General features: G+C 46.0%; 9 protein-coding genes. All 9 read right to left on the bottom strand.

All coding sequences use genetic code 11. The features are described from left to right. Nucleotides 1-457 precede the first annotated feature (457 nt). Nucleotides 458-1102 carry a hypothetical protein gene (locus WBG78_RS26640; RefSeq protein ID WP_337329568.1) on the bottom strand — a complete coding sequence of 215 codons (645 nt, stop codon included), beginning with the start codon at nucleotides 1100-1102 and terminating at the stop codon, nucleotides 458-460. Between the two features lie 11 nt (nucleotides 1103-1113). Continuing rightward, nucleotides 1114-9420, bottom strand: coding sequence for a leucine-rich repeat domain-containing protein (locus WBG78_RS26635; protein ID WP_337329567.1), 8307 nt, complete (start codon nucleotides 9418-9420; stop codon nucleotides 1114-1116). Nucleotides 9421-9459: 39 nt separating this feature from the next. Next, nucleotides 9460-10143: a LolA family protein gene (locus tag WBG78_RS26630; protein WP_337329566.1), complete on the bottom strand. Its 684-nt coding sequence runs from the start codon at nucleotides 10141-10143 to the stop codon at nucleotides 9460-9462. A gap of 7 nt (nucleotides 10144-10150) precedes the next feature. Further along, nucleotides 10151-13810 carry a leucine-rich repeat domain-containing protein gene (locus WBG78_RS26625; protein WP_337329565.1) on the bottom strand — a complete coding sequence of 1220 codons (3660 nt, stop codon included), beginning with the start codon at nucleotides 13808-13810 and terminating at the stop codon, nucleotides 10151-10153. Between the two features lie 46 nt (nucleotides 13811-13856). After that, entirely contained in the window at nucleotides 13857-18773 is a 4917-nt protein-coding gene (locus tag WBG78_RS26620) for a hypothetical protein (RefSeq protein WP_337329564.1), read from the bottom strand. Further along, entirely contained in the window at nucleotides 18770-19351 is a 582-nt protein-coding gene (locus WBG78_RS26615; RefSeq protein ID WP_337329563.1) for a hypothetical protein, read from the bottom strand. Before WBG78_RS26615 ends, WBG78_RS26620 begins: the two co-directional genes overlap by 4 nt. 1 nt (nucleotide 19352) lies before the next feature. Then, on the bottom strand, nucleotides 19353-20129 hold the full coding sequence (locus tag WBG78_RS26610; protein ID WP_337329562.1) for a hypothetical protein: 777 nt from the start codon (nucleotides 20127-20129) through the stop codon (nucleotides 19353-19355). A 3-nt stretch (nucleotides 20130-20132) separates the two neighbouring features. After that, the gene (locus WBG78_RS26605; protein ID WP_337329561.1) at nucleotides 20133-21296 is read right to left on the bottom strand and encodes a hypothetical protein; all 1164 of its coding nucleotides are present in this window, start codon (nucleotides 21294-21296) and stop codon (nucleotides 20133-20135) included. Between the two features lie 173 nt (nucleotides 21297-21469). Further along, nucleotides 21470-23053 (bottom strand): hypothetical protein, encoded by a 1584-nt coding sequence (locus WBG78_RS26600; protein ID WP_337329560.1) that lies wholly within the window; start codon nucleotides 23051-23053, stop codon nucleotides 21470-21472. Between the last annotated feature and the right edge of the window lie 219 nt (nucleotides 23054-23272).

Here is a 23272-nt window from a genome sequence, read left to right as displayed (position 1 = left end):
CGGTTCTGTATCCGCAGGAAAAAATGTTGGTAACCCTGCGTAGTTACTGTCAATGCACCAATTTAGGCCTAAACAACATCCACGTTTGGTATACTGCTGATATAGCAGGTGAACGACATAAGCAAAAGCATCATTTACAATTGCGGGCGCCGAACGGAATCGAAATAGTAAGCAGTTTTAGCAATGTCCAGGAATGGGAAACTGCGATATGTAATGTTGATGTATGATAGACAACGAAATAAAGTAATTGCCAGTTGATGAAAGGGCGAGATTATGTAACGATTAATATATGAATCTAAAAAGGAATTAAGGGTCGTGCGGAAAGGTGAAACGAAAACTCGTTCACAAACGACTTAATATGTGATGGCTATTAGCTTTGAATCTTTTTGAATACACTCCTCTTATGCAACTCCAATCCTTTTAGGAAATAAGAATAAGACTTCCATTTCTCAATTATTCAAAATAGAGTCGACAGGCCAAGTTCCTTAAGTGGAATCGACAATTTATGATATCCAAATCCTTCACCCTCGCCCCCTAAATAGAGAATTAAATCATCTGGAGTAATTCCGTAGCTCATGGCAAACGTTTTGTTATTCTCATACACAGATAAATTGATCTGAATTTTGCTGCTGTCGCAAAAGCTTGTAATGTAAGGAACTAACACCCGAGAATCTGGAATAGGAAAAGCTTTGCGATCAGAAGTTATTCTTTTTTCATTCAAATCAATAAATAAAGGTGTGAATCTTTTCACGTCAATTCCCTCAACGGTTGTCAAATACTCAAGACAAAGTAAATTTTTGGATTCGAACAAGACCGAATAAGTTCCTTGTATCTTTATCCTCTTACGTGTTTCATTGGCTCTATTGCAATACTTTGTTGATTGATCAAGGTGGTTAATATTCTTTAATTTACGATTCAAAGAGTTTATGGTGGTGTCTTTGTTGCCCGGATAAATTATGGGGTATGACGACACGATTTCACAATATTCTTCCTTTGCGACAATCTCGTCCTTCTTAACAAGAAGATCGCTTTCTTTTTTGTCGCAAGCATTAGTAATAATGAACAGCGTGATTGCTAATAGTGACGGACGAAACTCCAACATAACGTAATGGTCTATTTCTTTCTACCTGCGCCCAATTTTGGAACAGACAGTGTCATTCCAGAAGGCATAGTATTGTTTTTATAGTCTGCCGGGGCAGAGTAGCTTTCTAATCCGTTCTTCAAAAGTATCGAAGAATCTGATCCGTCAAATCCAAGTATTAGATCAAAACCTTGCCGAATTAATTGATCTCGTATTGCATCGTACGTCATTCCACCTAAAAACAAATTTTCCTGTGAAACCATCATCCAGTGCTGGTTAGCAGAATTGTAACCCAGAACAGTTTTTCCTTTAAATATGGAATTTTGATCCGCATAAACACCGTTGCTTTTTTGTTGTAACCATTTTTGGTTCTCTGGCGCAACAGCTCCTTTGAGAATTCTGTCGATTTCTTTCGGAGTATCAGGTTTCCAAACATTTGTTTCGCCATACTTCAAACCATTAACATATAGTGGTGTGGCACCTCCAACTGCAAAAGAGCTATTTTGACTTGGATTCCCTTTACCAGCAGTCACACCGCCAGATTCACTCACGGACATGTGCCAAGTTTCCGAAGAAGATCTCCCTCCAACAGTTTTACCATTCACAATATTGAATCCCTGACTCCTGTAATTCGGCTGTGGCGTTTCAGCGTCTTCATATTCCGGCTCAGTACCAGGAACAGGTTCTCCCATTTGTGTATTAACTGAGTAATTGTCCAGCTTGGAATCCACAGTTTTGGACATAGCAGTTGTTAGACTTTCAGTTGATTGCCTAATCACCATCTTAAACGTGACATTCTTTAACTCCACAAATCGCACATCATTAATGACCTTGTTACTTACCTCTTCTAATCCATCAAGATCAATAGCTTCAATTGGCGAATTCCCTGCAAACTGATAAGGCGTATACCAAGGAAAATCTTTCGTCAATGGATCAACAGAAAGGAACTTGGCTATTGCCGGGTTATAAATTCTGAACCCGTAGTCATAGGTGGTACTTCCGAACTCTCCATCACCATCTTTTTCTTTTCCGTTGAAACCATGTCTGTATTTGTTTGACGTAGTACTGTCTGTCCACGTCCGACCCTCCATCTCCAAGCCGAACGGATAGTAATCACTCGTACTCACCACACTCGCCCAAACCGAATCTTCTGAGTTCATCCCAATATTATCAGTAATCACTGCCAGCACATTCACCAGATGGTTGCTCAACTCATAGTTCTTCTCTCCCAGACTCCGTTGTCCGATGTGCCTACGTCCCTTGTACAAGCCCAAACGGCTGCTTCCATAAACATACTGCTCCGACATTAGGCTGTCTCTGTAAATACCCATCACATTGCCACCCGCGTCTCTCACATACCGCGTGACGTGAGTAATATCAGCGGAGTCCGTTCTGGTAACTTTCTTCTCAATCCTGTTACCGGCTCCGTCATAGCGGAACGTCGTGATCAAGCTGTCACTCTTCGACCTTACCTCGCGAACCTTTCCATACGGTGTCCAACTGATTTTCACTCCGTCCTGCTGATCCAGCACCAGGTTTCCGATCTTGTCGTACTGGTACATTCCTGAGTCTGCCACGATATGAGCGTAGAAGTCGGTTCCGCTTGCTGCCTGAAAGTCGGGATCCATCTCTATTTCTTCAAGCGCCCTTATCTCTACGGGCTTGCCTTGCGGCACATAGGCGTTGTTCTTTAGTGTGATCTTCCTGTACAGTTTTGTATTCGACGACAATGCACCATTGTAAACCATGTCTTCCGGAGGACCTACCTGACGAAGTTTATTCGTATTGGGATAGTACTCGTAGTTGAAGTCGTGCAAGGTGTTGCCCTCGTGGTCTTTTCTATTAAGCGTTAGCAGGTTTCCGTTTGCATCGTAGGAATAGTCTTCGTCGTAGGCGTGCGGCGACGCATCGCGTGTAGCAAAGCCGTTTGCGGTCGTGTACTCCGTGAGGCTGCGGCTCTTTGCTATCCTGTGCAACTGGTCGTATTTGTAAATCATCGCCTGCATACCCTTACCGCGATCTTTGTTGACTGCTCCGATCTTTGCCAGGTCAGTCACGATCCACGAGATATTCCCATTGTACAAACCAGAGTGGTTGTTCAGTTCGTTTTGTCTCGGCCACAGCTGATCGCGGCTGTCACTTAAAGTTAGGGAATTATTGATCGGTTTGTAATCCCCGTTGTAGTAACCCAGCGAGTAGGCGTAGACGTCTCGCCCTGATGGTTTAGTGATTCCATCGCCACCCGGATCGCCTTCGTAAGGCATATTCACGCCTTTGATCCAGCCCTGCAGCGTGTAGTAATAATCGAGGCCCTGTACGTTGTATTCTCCCAATTCAACGCGTGCCAGCGGGCCGTGCGCGTAATAACTGTACTCCGCATCGTGGTTCCATATAAAACCATCAGATGAGGTGGCCACACCGGTAATCCGGTTGTCACCGTCGTAATCGTAGCGATGGATGAATTCATCAGGCTCGCCGTATTGATACATGACATAGTTGACCTTGCCGCTTACAAGGTCGTATACATAGTCGGTGCGCTTGAAAGGGAAATCAGGGAGAGACTGAAGCATTGACTTGACGTTGCCGTGGATGTCGTAACTATAGAACGTGCGCGTGGTGTCCTGCCATTTGTCGATCACTTCGACGTACGAGACGCGCGTTCTAAGATTTGTCTGCTGCAGCGTATTAGAGACCTTCTCATTGGCAAAATCGTAATGGGTGCGTGTGATGTCACTCAGCAGAACATCGGGCGCATTCTGATGAGGATACGAAATGGATTGAATGGAATCTTTTAACGCATGCTCGCTGATCAGGGCCTTCATTTCACCGACCTCTACAATACGGCCCAATGCATCATACCGCGTGTATGAATAAGCACTGTCCAACGCCTGCTGCGCGTTCCGGGAAGCCTTGAGCTGTCCTTTGTCGTTGTACCAGAAATTGGATTCCCCTGCATCGGGTGTGCTTTGCCAGATTAACTGATTAAGCGAATTGTATCGGTAGCGCGTGACCAGCGAGTGTGCTGCTTCAGAATCGATAGAGGGATGCACGCCAGCCGGTGGCACTGTTTGTACCAGGTTGGCCGATTGATCGTAGTAGTACAGCGTGTAGTGATACTCCTTGGGGATGTACTGATATTCCAGGTTCTCATCTACGTTATCTAGGCACTTTGTTTTGAACTCGCTGTAGAAGGATGAGGCTTTGTCTTCTATCAACTGTTCGATGGCATATTCGGTCACGATAGCGTCTTCGTGTGCAGCACGGGCTCTGCATTGCTCCACGAGGTCATCGAGGTTTAACTGAACCGTGAATTTTTGAACGGTGGAATTCGTGGGATCATATTGGAGACACAAGTTGAATCTCTTCGATTCAGCTGAGTCCACCTTTTGAAAAAAGCTATATAGCACCAATTCGTCCAAACCAGAATTACCTATCATCGGATTGTCATTTACAATCTTGTAGTAGTAATCTCCTATGTCGGCAACTGTTGGTGATGCAATGGTAAACGAGTAACTCGATGTATCGAGCGGTGTCAAGGCAATATCGTTCACTCCATCAACATAACGGAACCATTGATATTTACACTTCGGTATGACATCTCTGTCAATCTCTGTCGTGAAGGTTATTGGTTGGCCACCTAACACGATTCTTTTGGGGATGTCAACAGTATCCTGGGGAAAGGGATAAAAACCGTAACGACCAATGTAATTACTGTAGCTTGACAATGCAGGCATTAAATCGGCGAATGTGAAATCATTGCGCACGCAACTACCGATAGTTATGTTTGATTTAGCTACGCCCATAGGAAATACTCCAGACAGTTCGTTGTCGTTAAGCAACAGGTTGTAGAGCGTTCGGTTCGCCAAAGTCATGGGAACGGATCCGGTTAGTTTGTTGTGATCCAGATATAAGTAGTACAATTTCGTGTTCCCAATGGAGGCAGGAATTCCTCCTGTTAATTCATTATCGTCGAGATCAAGCCAATAGAGTTTAGAGAGACCGTTAAGTTGCGGGATTGATCCGCTTACTTTGGTGCCAGCAATATTTAAGACTTCTAGGTTACTGAGATTCCCAATCTGATTAGGAATTGTGCCTCGTATATTTTTATTAAACCCTATGCTCAGAATTCTTAAGCTGGAGAGATTGCCAATCGAGGTCGGGATGGAGTCGATCGAAATGCCACGCAAACCAAGAAGTTCAAGGTTATTTAATCCGGTCAGCACATCTACTTGTGCTGTGATGTCAAGGAAATCCAACGTTAAATACTGAAGAGCAGACAGATTTGCTAATGTTGTAGGCATACTTCCATGCAATGGGTTATTTCCGAGGCTTAGGTGAGTTAAGTTTGAAAGCTGCCCCAATTCCTCAGGAATAACGCCAGTCAACTGATTCCCGCTAAGGTCTAAAGATTGGAGGTTAGACAGATTCCCAATCTGCACGGGTATAGTGCCCGATAACTCATTGTTTCCCAGGTCCAAACTCACAAGGTTCGAAAGCGTAGTAATTTCCAGAGGAATAGATCCCTCGAAAGATTGGTTACCGCTTAAGTTGAGATACGTTAGATATGAGAGCTGCCCAATCTGCGCGGGAATAGTTCCCTGCAGTTTGTTACCAGCCAATGACAAGTGCTCCAGGCTAGGAAGGCTGTATATCTCCGAAGGAAGAGAGTCATGCAGCTGGTTGTAATTCATGTCTATAAATTTCAAATGCTGTAGGTTACCGAGTTCTGGAGGCAAGACGCCATCCAACCTGTTACCTGATAACTTTAACTGCGTAACATGACCATCATCATCAGTCGTTACCCCAAACCAGCCGCTCACGTCTTCAACAACATTAGGATCTGCATTCCCCCACCCCGTATTGTCAATCCAGTTTGTGCGCTCGTAAGGGTCTCCGTCAGTATTTGTAAAATCGTTCGTCGCATAATACAAAGCAATTAGGGCCGCGTACTCAGCCTGATCAGGAAGGACGATAGATCTTGTCCCGATGCGAGCAAGTTCAGGCCGGTTGTTTAATCGTGCTTCAGAAAATATTCTCTCCTTTATCTCCGTTTCGGCCTGCGCGAGAATGGAATCAAGAGATTTACTCTTGGACTGGTTGATGCGTGCGAGAAGTTCTTCCTGTTGATCACCCACGCTGCGTCGCTTTTGAGAGAAAGCGAGTTTACTTGCAAGTGGCATAGTAGTTCTGAACGCAGAAGGAGCCGACGAAGGAATATTCCCAGGCAGCACAATTGTAGTATCCCTGACGCAACTCATTATGTTCTCCAGCGCTACCGAATCAAGAGCACAATTATATCCTCGCAACACGTCATTTATTGCACTTAGACTATTAGTAGTATCCGACTCGACGTCTTCAGTTTGAACGATCCGAAGTATATTTTGTGGATCGCTGTTGAAGTAGGATTTTAGGTTGTTCCTCACAGTTGCGCTGTCCTGAGGCGTCAACCTTGTATCACATGCACTTGTGATGCTATACAGGGACATCTCAAGCTCTGCGTCACTGACCGACTCCTTCAGCCCATTGGCCTTGGCCCACTTTTTTATGTCTTCTACTTCGTATGATGCCAGATCACTGTATGGGTCAAGCGCTTCCATGGCAGAAGGGCACGCCTGGTATTCCGGTATCGAAAGTTTTATTTGTCGCTTCGCTTCCTCGTACATGCTTCGGTACATGGTCCATCTCTGCCTGTCGAGCTCCGGCTTGTAGGCCGTTTCACCTAGCTCGCTCCGGCGACTCATCAGGTCAAGGTACAGGATGTGTTTTCCGTTCACAGCATCGTGTTCTCCGTTACCGTTTACATAGAAGACGCCGTTGTCGGGATTGGTCACGTCGCCAATCTTGCCCGCATAGGTTGTATTCCCTATCGTTCCCAGTGACGTGTTATCGAGCATATGCTGCATGTCGCTCTTGCGCGAAGCACCACTGAGCGATGCGATGTTGAAAAAAGGATCTTCCTCAAGGGGATTGCTCATCCCGCCCCACGACTCCACACGCGCCATCCGCTTGTCGAACGCGTCACTTTGCTGATCTTTCGCACACAACAAATATTTACAATACAATGGATGATTAGCGATCTCCGATTGGTCCGGAGAATAATCTGCATCGTTTGGATGCAGATCAATATAATATTGTTCGATCTGCCTAAGAATATTCTCACAGTCGAGCGCGACAATCTCATCAATGGCTTCTTCGACGTATGCTTCAGCCTCGTCGCACGTTTCCGTACAAATCTCGCAGTCCGTTGGGTCGGCCATATAACTATCGCGAATCTGCTGCATCAGCACCTGCGTGGAAGAATCCTGCTCCAGTTCAGTCCTGATCTCCGTGAAAGACATCTCGTGTGGAGTAAGCGTTTTGGTGATCGTGTAATCACCGATGGTTGACAGCGTTACCTGAAATTCTATGTCATTGATGGTCGTCGGATTGTTACAATCCGCTGCAGTGATGTTGTCTCTTCGGTAATCTAGAGCGTCCGTGGATTGGTTGCCCGGAATATTGGCGGGCAATTGCACCAGACTTCCATCGGCATCGGTGAGGGTAATATGCAGGTCGAATGCGCACGACAGGCATCTGGCCGATTCCACTTCAGCCGCCATCGCAGAAAGATCATAGTGGAAAGTATACACTGTATTTGGCGCTACGTTCAGGAACCCATGACGCGTGACACTCACACCTTCGTCTATTCCGTTCTTCTCATTTAGCACTTCGGTTACCGGCGACAGCACTAGATTCTTGTAGCTCGCCAACGAATCGACATTCGAGGGAACGTCGCCCGCAAGTGCGGTGGCGATCACACGCCCCTCCTGGTCGAGGTATGAAACACTTACCTGACCGTTGGGATCCACTACCATGTTCTTCTTGTAATGTGCGGCATTTCCGACGTTGCTGCCAAAAAGCCTCTTGAGCTCTGTTTTTGTCGCTCCAGCATAGAAATAGCGAGTAGTATGATTGCCATCGTGCCGAAACTCCTTCCCCACTCCAGATTGACGGCTGACGCGACCGGTTCCGTCACGCATATATTCTATCTGGTTATAAACATAACCTTCACCATCTGGAATCATGCCTTTGTGGACAGATGCAAAGCTATTCGCTGGTGAATAATAATTACCAGCTCCAACTGCATCTTTAAGGATACTGTTCTGAAGGCGATTGTTATCGTAGTTAAATTTTTGCTGAGCTGTTCCGGTGTTTGCACCAACTATGGCGTCAACTGATTGGAAGTCGTGGAATTGCGCATGATAGGTAAGCAAATTGTCCTTAGCAGGCACGGGCAGAATATCGACCACCTTTCGTCCCTCAAAATCATACAGTGCCTCTGACACCAATGTGGTTTGCTGTGAACTCAGGTTTGTCAGTGCCTGTCGCTGTCGAAGGTTCTCATCAAAATAGCTCACAACACGTTTGCTTTTGCCCTCTTCCGCATAAACGATCTGCTCCTGCCACGTCATGTTCTTCTGGTGGTTGTTAATGACAATGCCAGGGGTCATATACTGCCAGTTTCCTGGCACACGATGGGCGGGATACTCAAGGTTATAACCCACTGCCCGTATACGATACCATATCTTACCCGAGGGGTAATACACCTGGTGGTCGTAACTGAATGTAGAACCAGGCGTTGTAACTCGAACCGGCTCTCGCTGTGCAAATGCAGCCTCCGCGTCACCTGTGAACAGGTCGGCCGAATCAATAAACACCCACTCCACATCAAACTCACGCAACGGCTGACCTGAGGGGAAACTCCAACTCAGGGCTGTCTCATGTTTAACCTGATTGTAGGCGCAGTTATAAGGGAACGTCGTTGAAGGAACAAACGGATCGGATATCTTGTCGTAGTACAACAGCTTCAAGTCGATAAAATCCGATGGCATGGTGCCTGTGCTATCTTTGCTTGCAATAGCGAAGTGATAATCCTCCAGACAAGTGAGTGCTTCATCGTGAAACAGCGTGGCGATAAAAGTCTGGTCGGCCATTTCCAGGTGAAGGGGTCGGTTCCAAACGGTGTCTTCGCCGTGAAGCAACGCCAGGTTTACGTCCAACGTCCAGTCTATTGTCGTGTTACCATGAGCCAATACATCATAAAAAAGCTGAAAGGCAACATATGCCGCATTGTCGCGACAGCCGTTGAACACTGGCTTGTCAGTACCTCGTTTCAGCAGGTTGAGGCTATAAACCGGCCCCGGGTCAGCCTGTGGCTCAATGCCTTCGCGACTGACCTTGAACGGTTGCGGCACATTGCCGCTTTCCAATGGCATGGTTTGCCCCCACGACAAATGTGTTGTAAAAACGGCCATCATGGCCAGGATCAAAGCAATCTTCTTCATGTCAACGTTCTCCATCAACCAATCCTTCGCGATGTATTTTTTTTCGTTACAACGCTATTTAGAATCGACGTTAATAACTCTGAAATTTTTATAGTCACCCACTGGCTGCAGGGCTCCCTTCTCCTGAACCAAAAACTTATCCTCTGAAAAAGTATTCGCAGCAAAGACGGGCTGGGTGTCAAATACATCGAATACAATATTCACTAATTGACCATCGCGATAACGATATTGTATCCGCGACAATAGACCAGACGTTTTGTTCACGTCCAAGTCGATCGTGTTTACCGAACCTTCCTTTACCGCTAAGCGATATGAATACTGTCCGTTCTTCTCGCCCAGATAAGTGGGCGATTCATAAGACGTGAGTATACTATCGAGGTTGAATCTGATTTGCCTCGTTAGAGATTTCTCGATTTTGATATCCCGCTTATTGACAACAATGCTTTCGGTCGCCTTATCAATTTCGATAACATGCCTGTCGCCCAATAAAACAACGCTATTTGACAGCCCATACAAGAAATGGTTGTCGTCCTTTTTCATTTCAAACCTTTCGCTGTAGAAAGGTTTTTCCTTTTCACCATCCATCGCTTCTACCGTCATGACCACATGAAACCTGTTCATATGTTCATGCTTTTCCTTCATGGCCGCAAACACCGTTTTGAAATCCTGCGCCACTGTTGTAGTACCTGTTGCCAACATCAGTAGTGAAACAAACAGTATAGTTCTTCTCTTGAGCATATATTGACTAGTTGGAAGAGGTTTGTTTATTTTCTTTCATGTAGGAAACGTTCTCTGAAATCGTCTTGATGCCCGCTTCAGTTTCCTTTTTGGTGAGATAAAGATTTCCCTCCTTGTCGTAGTAAAAGGATGACGCAAAATTCTCTTCATCCAATATTGCCCGCAGGCGATAGTCTGTTATGTCATAAACATAAGACTTCATATTTCCTTTTTCCGGATGAAGACGGATGTCGTCGTACCACACCGTACCAGCTGTACCTGCGTTAAATGTTAGTTCCAGATTCAGGAAATCGTCAGGAGGGACAAATGTGCCTTTCACTTGTTGCCAACCTTCTATGATAGGACCAGCGGGTTCGAACTTGTTCAGCAATTTTGTAGCGCCATTTCTGGAAACCAACTTTACCTCCAGCGTGATCTGATCTCCCAGCTTAGGGGCGGTCAGCTGTGCAGTCCCTGTCGACACCCAGGCGTTTATGTGATAGGTCTTTGCCGAATCCAGCTTGAGAATGGGCTGCTTGAATGTTTTTTCATTCACTACCTTCAAACTACTGCGGCCCGTGTGACCGTACGATTGGTCTATTGTCGCTACTACGGCCGGACTGACAACGTTGTTGACTGTAATTTTGCCGCGCCAGATGCCCTCGAATGGCGCTCGCCTCAACACAATAATTGACCACTCGGGATTGGATGGATAAGTCTGCACACAAACGATCTCGTCATCTGAAATAAAATTGCTGCGATTATGGCCCAACAATGCAGAGGATGCTAATCCACGACTCGAGACATCAACCTTGGTTACATTCTCCAGGTTTGCCAGCGAAGTCTTCACGATCGCCATGTACGCATTCCCCCAGTACACCTCGTATGTTACAGAAGCAGGAAGAGCATTGGTACCGAAGACCCAGTTGCCTGACAAATTATTGTCAAAGAATTCGAATCCGGTGAATGCCATTTCGCGATTGCGCATGTTAACGCCGTTAGCCGACGGCAGATGTCCACCATAGTCGTACAGCGCGGCAGTAAATACGCCAAGAACGTCTTCGTTTTCTAACTCATAGCTGTAGGCACTGTACTCGGTCATCGTGTTTGCCTTTATCCATTGCGGTATAGCCCCCACCTCCGCCTGGGCCCAATTAAAGTTGTAGAGCGAGAATGTGCCATCCGTACCGATGTTTGTTGGGGTTGACAACTCGCGAACAGTGTCGTACACAAATGTTCCTTCGTTGCGCCACACGCCGCGCGAACCGCTGCTGTATGCATCAGCATCAACCGGTGTAGCATCCTGATGCAATAACCAGGCATCCGAGAAGGTTGCAGCGCTCGCGGCAAGCACCTTGTTTTTCTGCTCCGAGTACACAGTTATTGTAGTATCCTTCAGAAGCGTCGGCGAAGCCCTGAAACTAATGGTTTTTGAGACCAGCGTATCACGCACACAAATGCCACACGTGTATTGCAAATTCATCCGCACTGTGAAAGTACCTTCATTGCTGTATGCATGCAGCGGACTTTTGTCCTGCGAAGTTGTGCCATCACCAAAATCCCAGGAAATGGATTTGGTGCGGCAGCCCTCTTCATAGGCAGCCGTTGGCGTGAACCCAACAGCGCACATGTATTTCTTGTTGCTGAAGTTCACCGACAACGGTACCGACTCGCATAAGATGACAACGGTTATGAGGTTACTTTTGTAAACAAGGTTCAACCCGTTCCCGCTGGTAAAGGCTGAATTGGTGACCTTATAATAAAATTTCGCGCCCTGATCCGCTTCTGTGGGCTCGAACGAATAATGATATCCTTCATGCGTAGACGCTGTAAACAAGGGCACATCATTTATGCCGTCTACGTACCTGAACCATTGAAACTCGCAATTCAAGGCAGCAAGCGTATCGCTGGCAAATGCAACGAGCCTAACCGGAGCGGGTTGAATCACCCTGACTTCACGAGCTTTATCGACGACCGTGTCCTGTGGAACATAGAGATAGGTCCCAGCCGGATCAAGTTGCTTGACGTATTTAAAAGTAAGCTTGTTATTGGCCACGTTAACAAACGACGCATTCGATAGACCATACCCTGGGGAGACACTGGTATACCCGTTGTAAGAAAAGTCCACCTGAATTTTGGTGCTCGTCTTCTGAGTCAGATAATCCGGTATCTCACCGTTCAGTTTGTTGCGTTGAACAAATACATAAGCCAGATCCGCCCAAGTGCTTAGATCCGGTAGTGTAGTTATATTATTAAAGTTTACATTAAAGTACTGGACTTTCTTGAGGCCGTCCGCAAATCCATTCGGCCATGTACCCGTGAGCTTGTTCTGTTGCAAATCCAAGTAGGTAAGGTTGGTCAGATACACAACGCTATCTGGAAGGCTCGTCAGTCCGTTGGATCGTACCATTAAGCTTTCCAGGGTGCCCATGTTGCCACCTCCGAACCATGAAGGCAGTTCAACAATGCTATTGCTGCTTATGTCCAGTTTTTTAAGTGCAGGTATCTTCATGATTGTCGTTGGCAATACATGAAGCGCGTTGCCGGAAATGTATAATTCGCGTAGCGACGAAGAATACTGAAAATCCGAAGGAAGAGAATTCAAATCACAATTCGCCATGTATAGCTTTGTCAAATGCTGTATACCAGCCAGCTGTTGACAAGAGGACGGAAGTATATCGGTGTTGTTATCCAGGTAAAGGGTCTCAATGAAATCTAATTCACCGAAATCGGCGGGTAAAGATTGAATATTGCAATTGCTAAATTTTACGGTCTTGATGTTTGACTGAGGTTTGATCTGATCAATGACCCTTCCAAGTTCTGCAGGATCGCTATATCGGGTGGTGAAACTAAAGTCGATGGTTTGCAGATTTAGCATCGTGGTCAACGAGTTGGATTGAAATTCGGTGAAGCCGTTGGCCTGGAGATTCAATGTGGTAAGCGACGGAAGAGAATGGAACTTGGCCGGGAAATAGATTCCCGATTCTATCAGCGCACTGTTATAGTTCAAACTTAGCAGGTTCAATTTTGGCAAGCCCGAAAATGCATTCGCATGAATAGAAGCATCGAGGAGCGAACAATAATCCAAATAGAGCTTTTCCAGCGAGATAAGGCCGGAGAATTGCGACGGTATGGAATTCGATGCGCTAAGATTGTTTCGACTCAATGTCAAAACAGTCAAACTTGTCAGCTGTCCGATCGTTGACGGCAATGGCCCGATCAATTGACAGTTATAGAGGTCGAGTTCCTGCAGGCTTGTCAACTGCCCGATCCAGGAGGGGAATACTGCATTTCCAAAATTGTTGTCTTGTAGCCTTAGGATCTGCAAGTGGGTCAGTGGTGTAAGTGAAGGCAAACCAGTCAGATCGTTCTGGTTAAGATTCAAGGACTTCAATTGAGACAGGTTTACAACCCCCGATGAAAGAACACCATGCATACCCAAACCGGAAAGCGCTATTCCAACAATATCTCCGCCGGTATAGGTCACGCCTGATAATCCGACTGTCGGAAATCTACTGATCCTATAGGGTGTCCAACTCTGAGCATTCGTGGTGTCCAAACCAAGCATGTTGGTATTATAAATATCCAGTAGAGCGGAGCGTTCCACAGCATCGGAAACGACACCTTGTGCCCGCACAAGTGACCCACACAAAGTGAGCGTGACTATTAGAAACAATCTCCAAGTCATTTTTACACAATTCATCACGACCATATCCTCACCGTACATCCGACTACTATTCCTTAGGCAACGTTATCTTTTTCGTAAAGGGCTTGAGGGAACCAGGCTTTGCAGGATCTTCCAGGGCAGTGATACTACCTGCTGACACACTCAACTGATTGCGGTAGCCCGACCGTATGATCATGGCATCGTATTGTATATCCGCCAAAGCCTGTTTCGAATAAAGAAGTTTATCACCCGCATCGATGCCGGTATACACCACTTTGGCAATCGGTTTGGTAAAATTGTTTCCGGGCTTGTACAGCAATATTTCATCACCAGGGAACAACTTCACGGTGGCCGGTGATTTGAACTCGTACTGGGAATCGCGATAGGGTAAGTTGTCCACGTCGGTAATCCTAAACTTTACACCCACATTCTGATAAGCACCGCCCATACCCTCATACTGTTTATGTGCATATATCGAATAATTGAATACCGGCTTATCAAAATTGTTGTTGACTTGCGTCAATATTGTGGCGCCCGAGTATTTGTCCCACTTCACGTTCGAGGTAACTACTCGCGAAGCGCCATCGTAAGCTTCTGTGCTCTCAAGAATTCCGGATTTGAAAATAATCTTGTTTGTTACCGCGGTGTGCAGTTCCTTTTTATCGGCTGTGATGTTCGGCCACCAGGTTGGAATGGGTATAGCGCCGAATAAAACATAGACAATGTCCGTGTTAATATTGGTCCCACCGATCCACGCTGCGTCTTCAAAGGAGCGCATATCTGCAAAGAATTCGTTCTCCTGCCCCAGCGTATAAGTGGTCAACACTGATGTTCGTGCTTCATTGGAGGTGAGCAATGAAAGGCTGCCATCCTCATTCTCCTTGAACTTGTTTCGCACCGTCAACACTTTTTCCTCCTGGTATATGATGGAATCAGCGGCATAGTTATAGCGCACCCATGAAATAGCCTCCTTGTTGATCCTCCCCGCTGCGTCCTGGTGATAGTTGCTCACCTTAAATGGCTTACCATTCATGTCATTGGTCGTCACCCTGTAGCCCTGACTGGAGGACAATTTTGAAATGGCGACATTACCCAGAAAAGGCACGCCAAAGTTCAGGTTGTAAGGCCTGTCTTCCTTCGACGTTTCATCGGTCATTACTGGAAATTCCTTTGATGTATAAAATTCGTGAACGGTGGCACCTGTTGTCCCGAACGATTTTCCACTTCCAGTCGGAAATAATTTCTTCCCATTTCCAAGATCGGTATGCAATACCTCACGAGTGCGCAAACCCGATGCCGCTTCCAGGCTTGCGGCAGCAAGGCTCGTCACCTTAACTTTTCTATAGCCTACCTGCGCGCCTGGGTAATAACTCTCGTTAATAGGATATTCGAAGAACAAGTTATTGTCAGATCGAAGCGGCACAGATTCAGTGTACTTCTTGGCATATCGCAGAGCATTTTCATCTCCACCAACAAATGGCTCGTATGATGCCACACCGCTGCTGATGATTTCATTATTTTCGACCGTCTCGTAGTCGTACACCTGGCCATATATCCCCTCTTTGTCGTATTGCCAGCTATCCATCATGGTGATTTGTCGTACCCGCAGACCGCCGCCATATTTCTTCTGATCCGGTGATTTCAGACGTATCCATGACTTGTCGGCCACAAGCTCGCGGCCCCAGTCGTTGTCAGCGCAGTATTTGTTGTATCCGTCGAACATTCGCCTGACCTGACTGCCTAGGCTGGTGAGTCCTCTTATAAGGTCAACGCGTTGGTTTTTATCCTCGGTGCGCTCTATGGGATCAGTAGAGTTCGCAAGATTAGGTTGATTGGTCCTCATGTGCTGCCATGCGCGTAATGAGAACGGGTGACGGTTGTGATCAGGCTTTAAGTAAAAATATCCGTATACGTAGTCTTGACCTTCGGCGATCAGCCCCATTTCCTGTTCGAAGTCTATATCTGCGTACCCGGAAACATACTCATAGAGGTTTTCGACCTGAGCCTTTCCAAGATTTACTTTAAGCTTGAAATAAACTTGCTTACTTTTTTGGTCCAGATAGCGCAATACCATTGCTTTTTGTTGATCTGCATTTAGTGCACTGTCTATGGGAGCGGCCAATCTGAACTTCACCTTAAGATTGTTATCCGATATTCTAAAATTCGCTTCCGTTCCGACCGGGTCAACAATCTTCGCCATTTGCATGGCTTGCTTATGCTGTACATACGCGTAGTCGTCGGTCTCATAGTCGATGATCACCTTTCCCCCTGAGGGAAGCCTTATTTCTTTTAAGCTCCAGACAGCAGCTTCTTTGTCAAGCACATCTTTGTTGTTGACGTTCTGGTCTACATAGGGAAAGTCAATATTGTACAAAGGGTCGGTCGTTGAGTTGTGCTTATAGTTGCCCCATCGATCGTATTCGTAAGGACTATAGTTGGGATTTTCAAGGGGATTGCTTGCATGGTAGTCGAACACATAAGGATTCAGTTTTCCTCGCTGACTTCCACCATACTCAAACCAGAGTTTTGTTAATGTCAGTTTACCTCCCTGGTTGATGTTATTGGGCGTGTTCCGACAAAGAGAATAATCGTGCTCGAACTTCACCACCTTAATTGGGTGCGCTTCGCCGGCAGCACGTGTATAAAGTTTTATTTCGGATAATCTTTTAGATGGCGATCCGATCTGAGCAGAATCCGCTTTTTGCAGGAAACTTCCTACGCCGCGAGCATCGTCACGATCAGCAAGTGAAAAGGAAGCCACATGTGATTTAGTTTCGGCCTTAACTAAATACCACATTTCCTTTTCACCATAAACGAAACTTCCCCGATCGTCACGGGCATCGGTCTTCCAGCCCTCCTGATAATGGGCTTTGGTGTACGGATCCCGCCACTTGTATGGTGAGCCAGCATCGTTAACCCGCTGATATGAAAATTTTACCCAGTAACCCAGGTCATCAACAGTTACGCCATCTCCCTTTAGGTCTACATAATCCGGCCCGACAATGGCAGTCAATAGATAAGAATGTGCAAACCTGGGCATTTCCACACGGTTCAAATATTTGTCGGTGCCGGCGTACTCATAGTCCGGATCAGCATTGCCATTCTTTTTAGAGCCCGGCTTCAATACCTCAACCCGTTTAGGATCTGCTGTAGACTTTCTTGCGCTGAACGTAACCTCCTCCTGCTTTAAATTGTAGGCAGGAATTCCATAAACATAGCGGAGGCCTTCGGGAGTAAGGGCGGTAAAACCTGCTGTGTGGTGAAGAGGGCTATCGCGGACATAAGACGTCAGCACGCCGCCTTTGTCATAATAGGCTACCTTGAACAAAGGATTCATTTCAGTTGATCCATTCAATAGTTGCTCGCCGGTGATTGGCTCAACGACCTGGTTGCGCGACTTTCGCTCACGATTAAAGTGGTCTGGCGTTGATTTGTCAAAGCTCTTGTTTTCGCTTTGCAATCTGTTCAAGGCCGTAGGGTGTTCACGGTTTTCATCAAGTTTAACTCGAACAGCATCTTCGCCACCTATTGACTCGATTGTTGAAGAACGCTCCAAAGCCGCTTCGCCATGAACTTTGAAGTACCAGGGTTGGTAATCACTGTTTAAAGATTCTTGCTGAAACTGCATGTCCGAGTCATTGCGGAATTGATTCTTATCACCCTTCCAGGCACCCGACACAGAGCGTGAATGATTGACACCTATATTAACGCCGACGTGCGCAGGAATGCCCACATCAACGCCTACGCTACCTCCCGCAGAGAGAGACTCCACTTCCTGATCGCGTACAACGCCAATATCGTTTCTCATCGGGCGATACATTGCCGATATGCCCTGACCCGTGACGGAATAAATGTCGTATGTAAGCGATGGAATCGCGAGATTCGGTGTGACGGTACTCACCATGCCGTCCTTTTCGCGATTGAAGTCCATCATGTCCCTATCGCCGGTTGCATACTGATAGTTTAGATAGCCATATGCAGGTGAGGGCACTTTCTTCGCGTTGTCGCGCAGGCGCTGCTCGTTGTAGAAGCCTGAGACATAAGCCTCTCCGTAAACACCCCAGAAAGCACCTCCGACCTTGAAACTCGCAGCAATGTTCGTGTTCAGCACGGGCATGCTGATCTGCGGCGTATAACCTGGATGAGCAAAGCTAATCGAAGCAGTACCGGCGAATCCCTGTTTGTACGATGTTGTTACTTCCTTTTTTCCCACGTTACGTGTGCGTTGCTCAGTACGCGACACATCGACCAACGCCGAAACAGAGCTCAATCCCTCCTTCGAATTGTATCCTGCGCGAACTCCAAGACTGCCTATTTTGTATCCAAAGTTGAGCGATGGCGCAATACTCACACCTTCTTTCGAGTCGACACTTGCGCTGAGACCTATGCCGCCGGTCAGTCCGGAGTTGGTAGCCGCCGCGAAGCCAAGCGTGTTGTCAATAGAATATCCAATTCCACGATAGCTATTCCTATACACGCCAAGTCCCAAAGACACTTTTCCTAAGCCCGTCCCCTTGATCTTTTTGCCCTTCTCATTATCAGCGCCAAACAATTCGACACCCACGCCAACACCCAGACCCACCGTGATGTTCGGTTCAATTGCCGTCTTGGTCTTGATCACATCACCCTTAAATTCGTCAGGTAGTCCTCGCATCTGTCGATTAATCGTACCCGGGTTCAGACTCCATCCAAGACCTACAAAACTTGCTTCCTGATCCATACCAACACCCGCCTGATAGGACAGGTTAAATGGGTAACCGCCATTGGGTCCCGGCAATTCGAAGAGTGGTATGTTATATCCGAAATCGCCGGAAAAAAGATCGACCATTTCGGTAGTTCCTGCGGATTGAAAGGCCTGTTGCTCTGGCTGAGATGGCCCACTGGTCAGGGCAAAAACCTGGATAGAACCCAAGAAAGAACTCGCATGCAGGAGAACAAAAAGAACAGCTAACGATCGTCGATACTGACTAAGGAAACGAATCATACCTTTAACGATGGAATGTTATTCTTGGAAATCTTTATGGTAATAAGTTGAGGGAACAGCTCAGATTGTATAGAGAGGTTCACTTCTCTTGAATCCGCATGCACGTTCTCGAATGCAAGCACGAACGTTCGGCTATTCTTCATATCCGCCGAACGTTCAAAATGAAATAACACGCAAGGCAGCTTCGAACCTCCATCTTCAAGTATAAGATCATTCTGAAATTGATAGGAATAGTAGTATAGCAACTGCTGCTTTTCTTCAGGCGAACCCACCTGGTTCTCTAAAAAGTCGCTCGTCGATTCTGGCAACCCAATCATCAACGTATAGTATTGCAATTGTTCGGTGTCATGCAACGCACTATCATATGACATTCCCGGACTGCTGATCACTTGTTTGAGCGCGACATAAGATGAAGGCTCGTATTGAACGTCGAACAGGAACTCGCCCGACCTTTTCCGCACATGAAGACCATTATCCAAATCATGGATCCACTTTCCGAAGGCTTCGCCATCCAATCGGCGCTGGCATGAAGCTGACAACACCAGCATCAAAACGAATAAGATACTCCTCTTCATCATCCTACTGAATGTTCTTTGTATTCGTCATCTCCTGCACGGATTCAAAGAACACCGTGTTTATTCTCTTCTGTCCGTTCTCGCAGACTACATGAACTACTTGATGTTCCTCCCCTCCACAGGAATCCTTCACAGTCATGATCACATAGTAATCGGGCTGCTTATCAACCATGATCGATGGGGTCAATCCTGGCCTTTCAAGAATCTGTTCACGGGGTTGAAATAGAAACTTTGTTCGGCTGTCATTCAGCACATACCAGCTTACTGTATAAGGTGCTTTGCCTTTGCTCGTATTGCCTAAGAATTCTATAAGGCTGCCTTCTAACTCATCGTCACAGTGGATGTATTTTGGATTCACCGTGATATTGCAAGTCACTTCGCTGGTCTTCTTCAAATCAATAAATCGAACAAGAATCTTATATTCCTTCCCTGCTTCATCAACAAACGACAGCGTGTATATCACATCCTTTTCACGACCAGGAAGAATCTGATTAAGGTTCAGCCTATAATGATTTTGACCTCGGGATTTCGCCAGTTCAAGCTCAGCAGCTTGCGTTCGTTTCCAATCATAAACTTTCAATCGAATCGACTTGAGCTGTCCATATGCATCCATGTACTGAAGGCCAAGAACTTCGTCTTTAATATCAGACACCGTTTTTTTATTGACCTTGTTGATATCTATGTACAGCTGAGTTTCCGAATTGACGCTCGATTGGCCTGCAGCCATAATCGTAACCAGTACCATCGCAACAAAGACCATCACACGAACTGAAGATTTCATAAACTACTTTTCAACTTTCACGGTGCTAATACCTATCCTGAACACAAATGGCGAAATGTCACTAATAGTCGTTTTGTTCTCTGTCAAGTTGTACAACATGGAAAAGTTTAGAGTAACCGGTGCCTTGACAGACAGTAAGACACCTCCCCCAACCATTACATTGTGCTTATCCACTTGAATCCTCTCGTCCTTTGGCGACCAAGGGTTCATTGAATCCTCTATCTGAACATAAAGCTGACGCTTCCAGAATTCAATCTTCGAAAAAGCCCGTATGCCGCCGTTGAACTTAATGTCCCTATCAACGGCGATCACTTGCAAATTGGGACCAGCTCCAAGCGAGAAATTGTCGACAAAATGATAGCCTAAAGCAGGTGACGCAGAATAGATAGTTAATGACTTCCCGGTAATGAGGCCAACAATACCTTCAAAATAGCTACGTTCCTTGAACGTTGGCCTCTGTTGAAATTTGCTAAGTTTAGCATGCTGCGATACTGCCTTTTCCTTGTACTTTAACTTCTCCTCCTTGAGGTTGATACTCCTTAGACTATCAATGCTTCGAAGATATTTTGACTTGACTATGCTACCAGGCAGCGGAACCATGTCTTTGAGGTGGTCAGCTGAAATCTTATAATCGTGTAAATCCGGAAATCTGTCCTGATAAGGAACTTGTGATTTCAGACTGTCTTCAGTGACGGATCCCAAATCGTTTGTAAACCTATGCTCACCTGCACCTGGGAACTTTTGATTGAGCGCATCTAACATTTCTTCGGGGGACATCTCCTTCTTCAGTGGTAGGTTGCCCGGTAGCGGTCGACCGAGCGCGCGTTCTATCGAATCGCGGATCGCAGCCAAATGTTTTTCTGAATACACCCTATGTTTCAGGAATTCAGTACCAGTCGTTATAGCTGACTGAATCGTATCCGGAATAACATCATCGACCGAGGTTGCTCGGCCCACTTCCTGCAGCTTTTGGAGTTCGCTGCTAACCTTATTCGTCTTCTGAAGAACATCCTGATGTTTCTGCTCAAGCACGCGCAGTGAATCCTTAAAATGAGTGGTGTCAGCAATGCTAACTGTAATGTGCTGAGCATAACAATTCACATTAAGGAAAAGTAAGAAAGCAACAAGCGACTTAAGCGACCCGAACATTGACAACGGACGTAACATCTTCTGGTGATTGAACGATTTCAGAGCTTGATTGCGTAGTAGATAGATCGGTCACGCATTCGGTACAAAACATTGATCATGGGAAATATTTGAACTGATTTCGGGTTCTAAGCCTACCACTCCAGGATCGATACCTAAACTATAGATAGCGGCCCCTGATAACTCCTGTAATATCATTTGCGCAACGACTCTTTCAACTTTCTTAATTCCTCTTCCTGACTCACCATGCGTTTCTCTTGCTGAATAATGTATAGCGTCAGCTCCTCAATCTTCTTCAGTAGTATAGCATCCATAGAGCCCAGATCATGCCCATCAGCTTCTATTACCTTTTGAGTGGGAACTTCGGGGAGGTGTCGGTACGTTCTTATGTATTTTTCAATGTCGTTTAATGGAGGAAGTTCGTAGTCCTGAGCAAATACGTAATCCGGCCAGGTTGTACTGGATTTTTCAACCCGAACTTCGTGCGCTCCAATCTTCCCATTTACAGCCAGCTTATAACTATTCGGGTTGGTAGTGAGCGAAGTGCCAATCCCAACTGAATTTCCATAATGTATTGCACCGTTATTAGTGGTCCACTGAGAACTTCTTACAAGTTCATCATTCATATATACTGCAGTGGCGTTTACAGTTCCATTAACAAGCAAAGAGTAGTTATTTGGGTTCGATGTCAACGGTGTGCCTATACCGACTCTCCCTTTTACGATTATGTCATTCTTACCAGGACTACCATAGTCGTAGCTGTCAGCAACAAGAATTCCTCCTGCCTTTAAACCAGACACTGCTGTCTGAGTCGGGGAATTCCTTAAATGGATAAATCTATTTTGATCGCTTGTTGACGAACTGGTATAAAGAGTTGGTGACGATGTGTCCAAAACCATGTTTCCGACTATGTGAAGCTTATCGACGGGAGATATAGTTCCTATACCGACATTCTTCGACTGGTCAATCACTAATGAAGCACTGGTCGGGACGTTATTACTTGAAATTATGAACTTGCCACCCCCCGTAGCCCAACTGTTTGAGGTGCTACCCAATCTCCAATCCACACCGCCAGGATCAGAATTGCTTAATTTTATATGCCAATCTGATGTTGCGATTGCAAGCTTTACATTTTCAGTGAGGTTAGTTGCGCCTAGCCCAGTCTTACCTTTGACGATAAGGTCATTTTTTGCCGGATTGGCATAGGAATATTCATCGGATATCAATAGACCTCCGGCTTTAAGACCAGCGGTAAGTGATGTCTGAGGCGAATTTTTTATATGAACGTAGCGACTTAACTCACTTGATCCTGACCCCGTAAAAAGCGTGGGTGCGACGTCATCTACAACGACAGCACCGGAAATATGCAGTCGCGAAGCCGGACTTGAAGTTCCGAGACCGACATACCCAGACGTGTTGGACATTGTCAGTCCCAACGTGTTTTGAGCGTAAAGTTCCAATGGCCTGCCGTAGGACTTAATGGGACCGTCAACCTGCAGCTCTTTATTGATGTAAAACGCCAATCTATCGGAAATAAATTGGGTGTACCATGGATTTCCAGAAATGATAACTGAACCGTTACCATCAGGGTTTTGAAACATGGCCTGTCCATAGACATGGAGCTTGCGTTCCGGTGCAGTTGTTCCAATACCAATATTCCCTGAGTTGCTACTGTAAATATTTGAGCCAGAGGTACTCCATTGTGCAAACGTATCGAAACTGTAATGGCATAATGTCAGTATAAGAATTAAAGCTTTCTTGTTCAACACTCTTAACATATATCTAATCCAAATAATATCAACAATACCTCTTAACTCCTTTAACCTCATCCGAATTCGTTACCTCAAATCAGCTTAGTCACTTTAATCTTTCTCTTCAAAAAGTTCTCGCGTCGAGAACAACCGTCGTCTATGGTGTCTTGTTTGTGCAAGTTGCAACTAGCGTCCCGCTCTCATCACAGCGCCGCTGTCATGTACGTCAAGACCGACTCATATACG

Origin of the sequence: Chryseolinea sp. T2 (genome assembly GCF_037203685.1) — a bacterium.
Taxonomy (GTDB): Bacteria; Bacteroidota; Bacteroidia; order Cytophagales; family Cyclobacteriaceae; genus Chryseolinea.
The sequence above is the reverse complement of the archived record's forward strand: the minus strand, read 5'-3'. Positions and strand labels throughout refer to the sequence as shown.

Excerpts from the sequence above, each read along its gene's own strand:
- WBG78_RS26640 (WP_337329568.1), bottom strand. The coding sequence starts at position 1,102 with ATGTTGGAGTTTCGTCCGTCACTATTAGCAATCACGCTGTTCATTATT.
- WBG78_RS26635 (WP_337329567.1), bottom strand. The coding sequence starts at position 9,420 with ATGGAGAACGTTGACATGAAGAAGATTGCTTTGATCCTGGCCATGATG.
- WBG78_RS26630 (WP_337329566.1), bottom strand. The coding sequence starts at position 10,143 with ATGCTCAAGAGAAGAACTATACTGTTTGTTTCACTACTGATGTTGGCA.
- WBG78_RS26625 (WP_337329565.1), bottom strand. The coding sequence starts at position 13,810 with ATGACTTGGAGATTGTTTCTAATAGTCACGCTCACTTTGTGTGGGTCA.
- WBG78_RS26620 (WP_337329564.1), bottom strand. The coding sequence starts at position 18,773 with ATGATTCGTTTCCTTAGTCAGTATCGACGATCGTTAGCTGTTCTTTTT.
- WBG78_RS26615 (WP_337329563.1), bottom strand. The coding sequence starts at position 19,351 with ATGATGAAGAGGAGTATCTTATTCGTTTTGATGCTGGTGTTGTCAGCT.
- WBG78_RS26610 (WP_337329562.1), bottom strand. The coding sequence starts at position 20,129 with ATGAAATCTTCAGTTCGTGTGATGGTCTTTGTTGCGATGGTACTGGTT.
- WBG78_RS26605 (WP_337329561.1), bottom strand. The coding sequence starts at position 21,296 with ATGTTACGTCCGTTGTCAATGTTCGGGTCGCTTAAGTCGCTTGTTGCT.
- WBG78_RS26600 (WP_337329560.1), bottom strand. The coding sequence starts at position 23,053 with ATGTTAAGAGTGTTGAACAAGAAAGCTTTAATTCTTATACTGACATTA.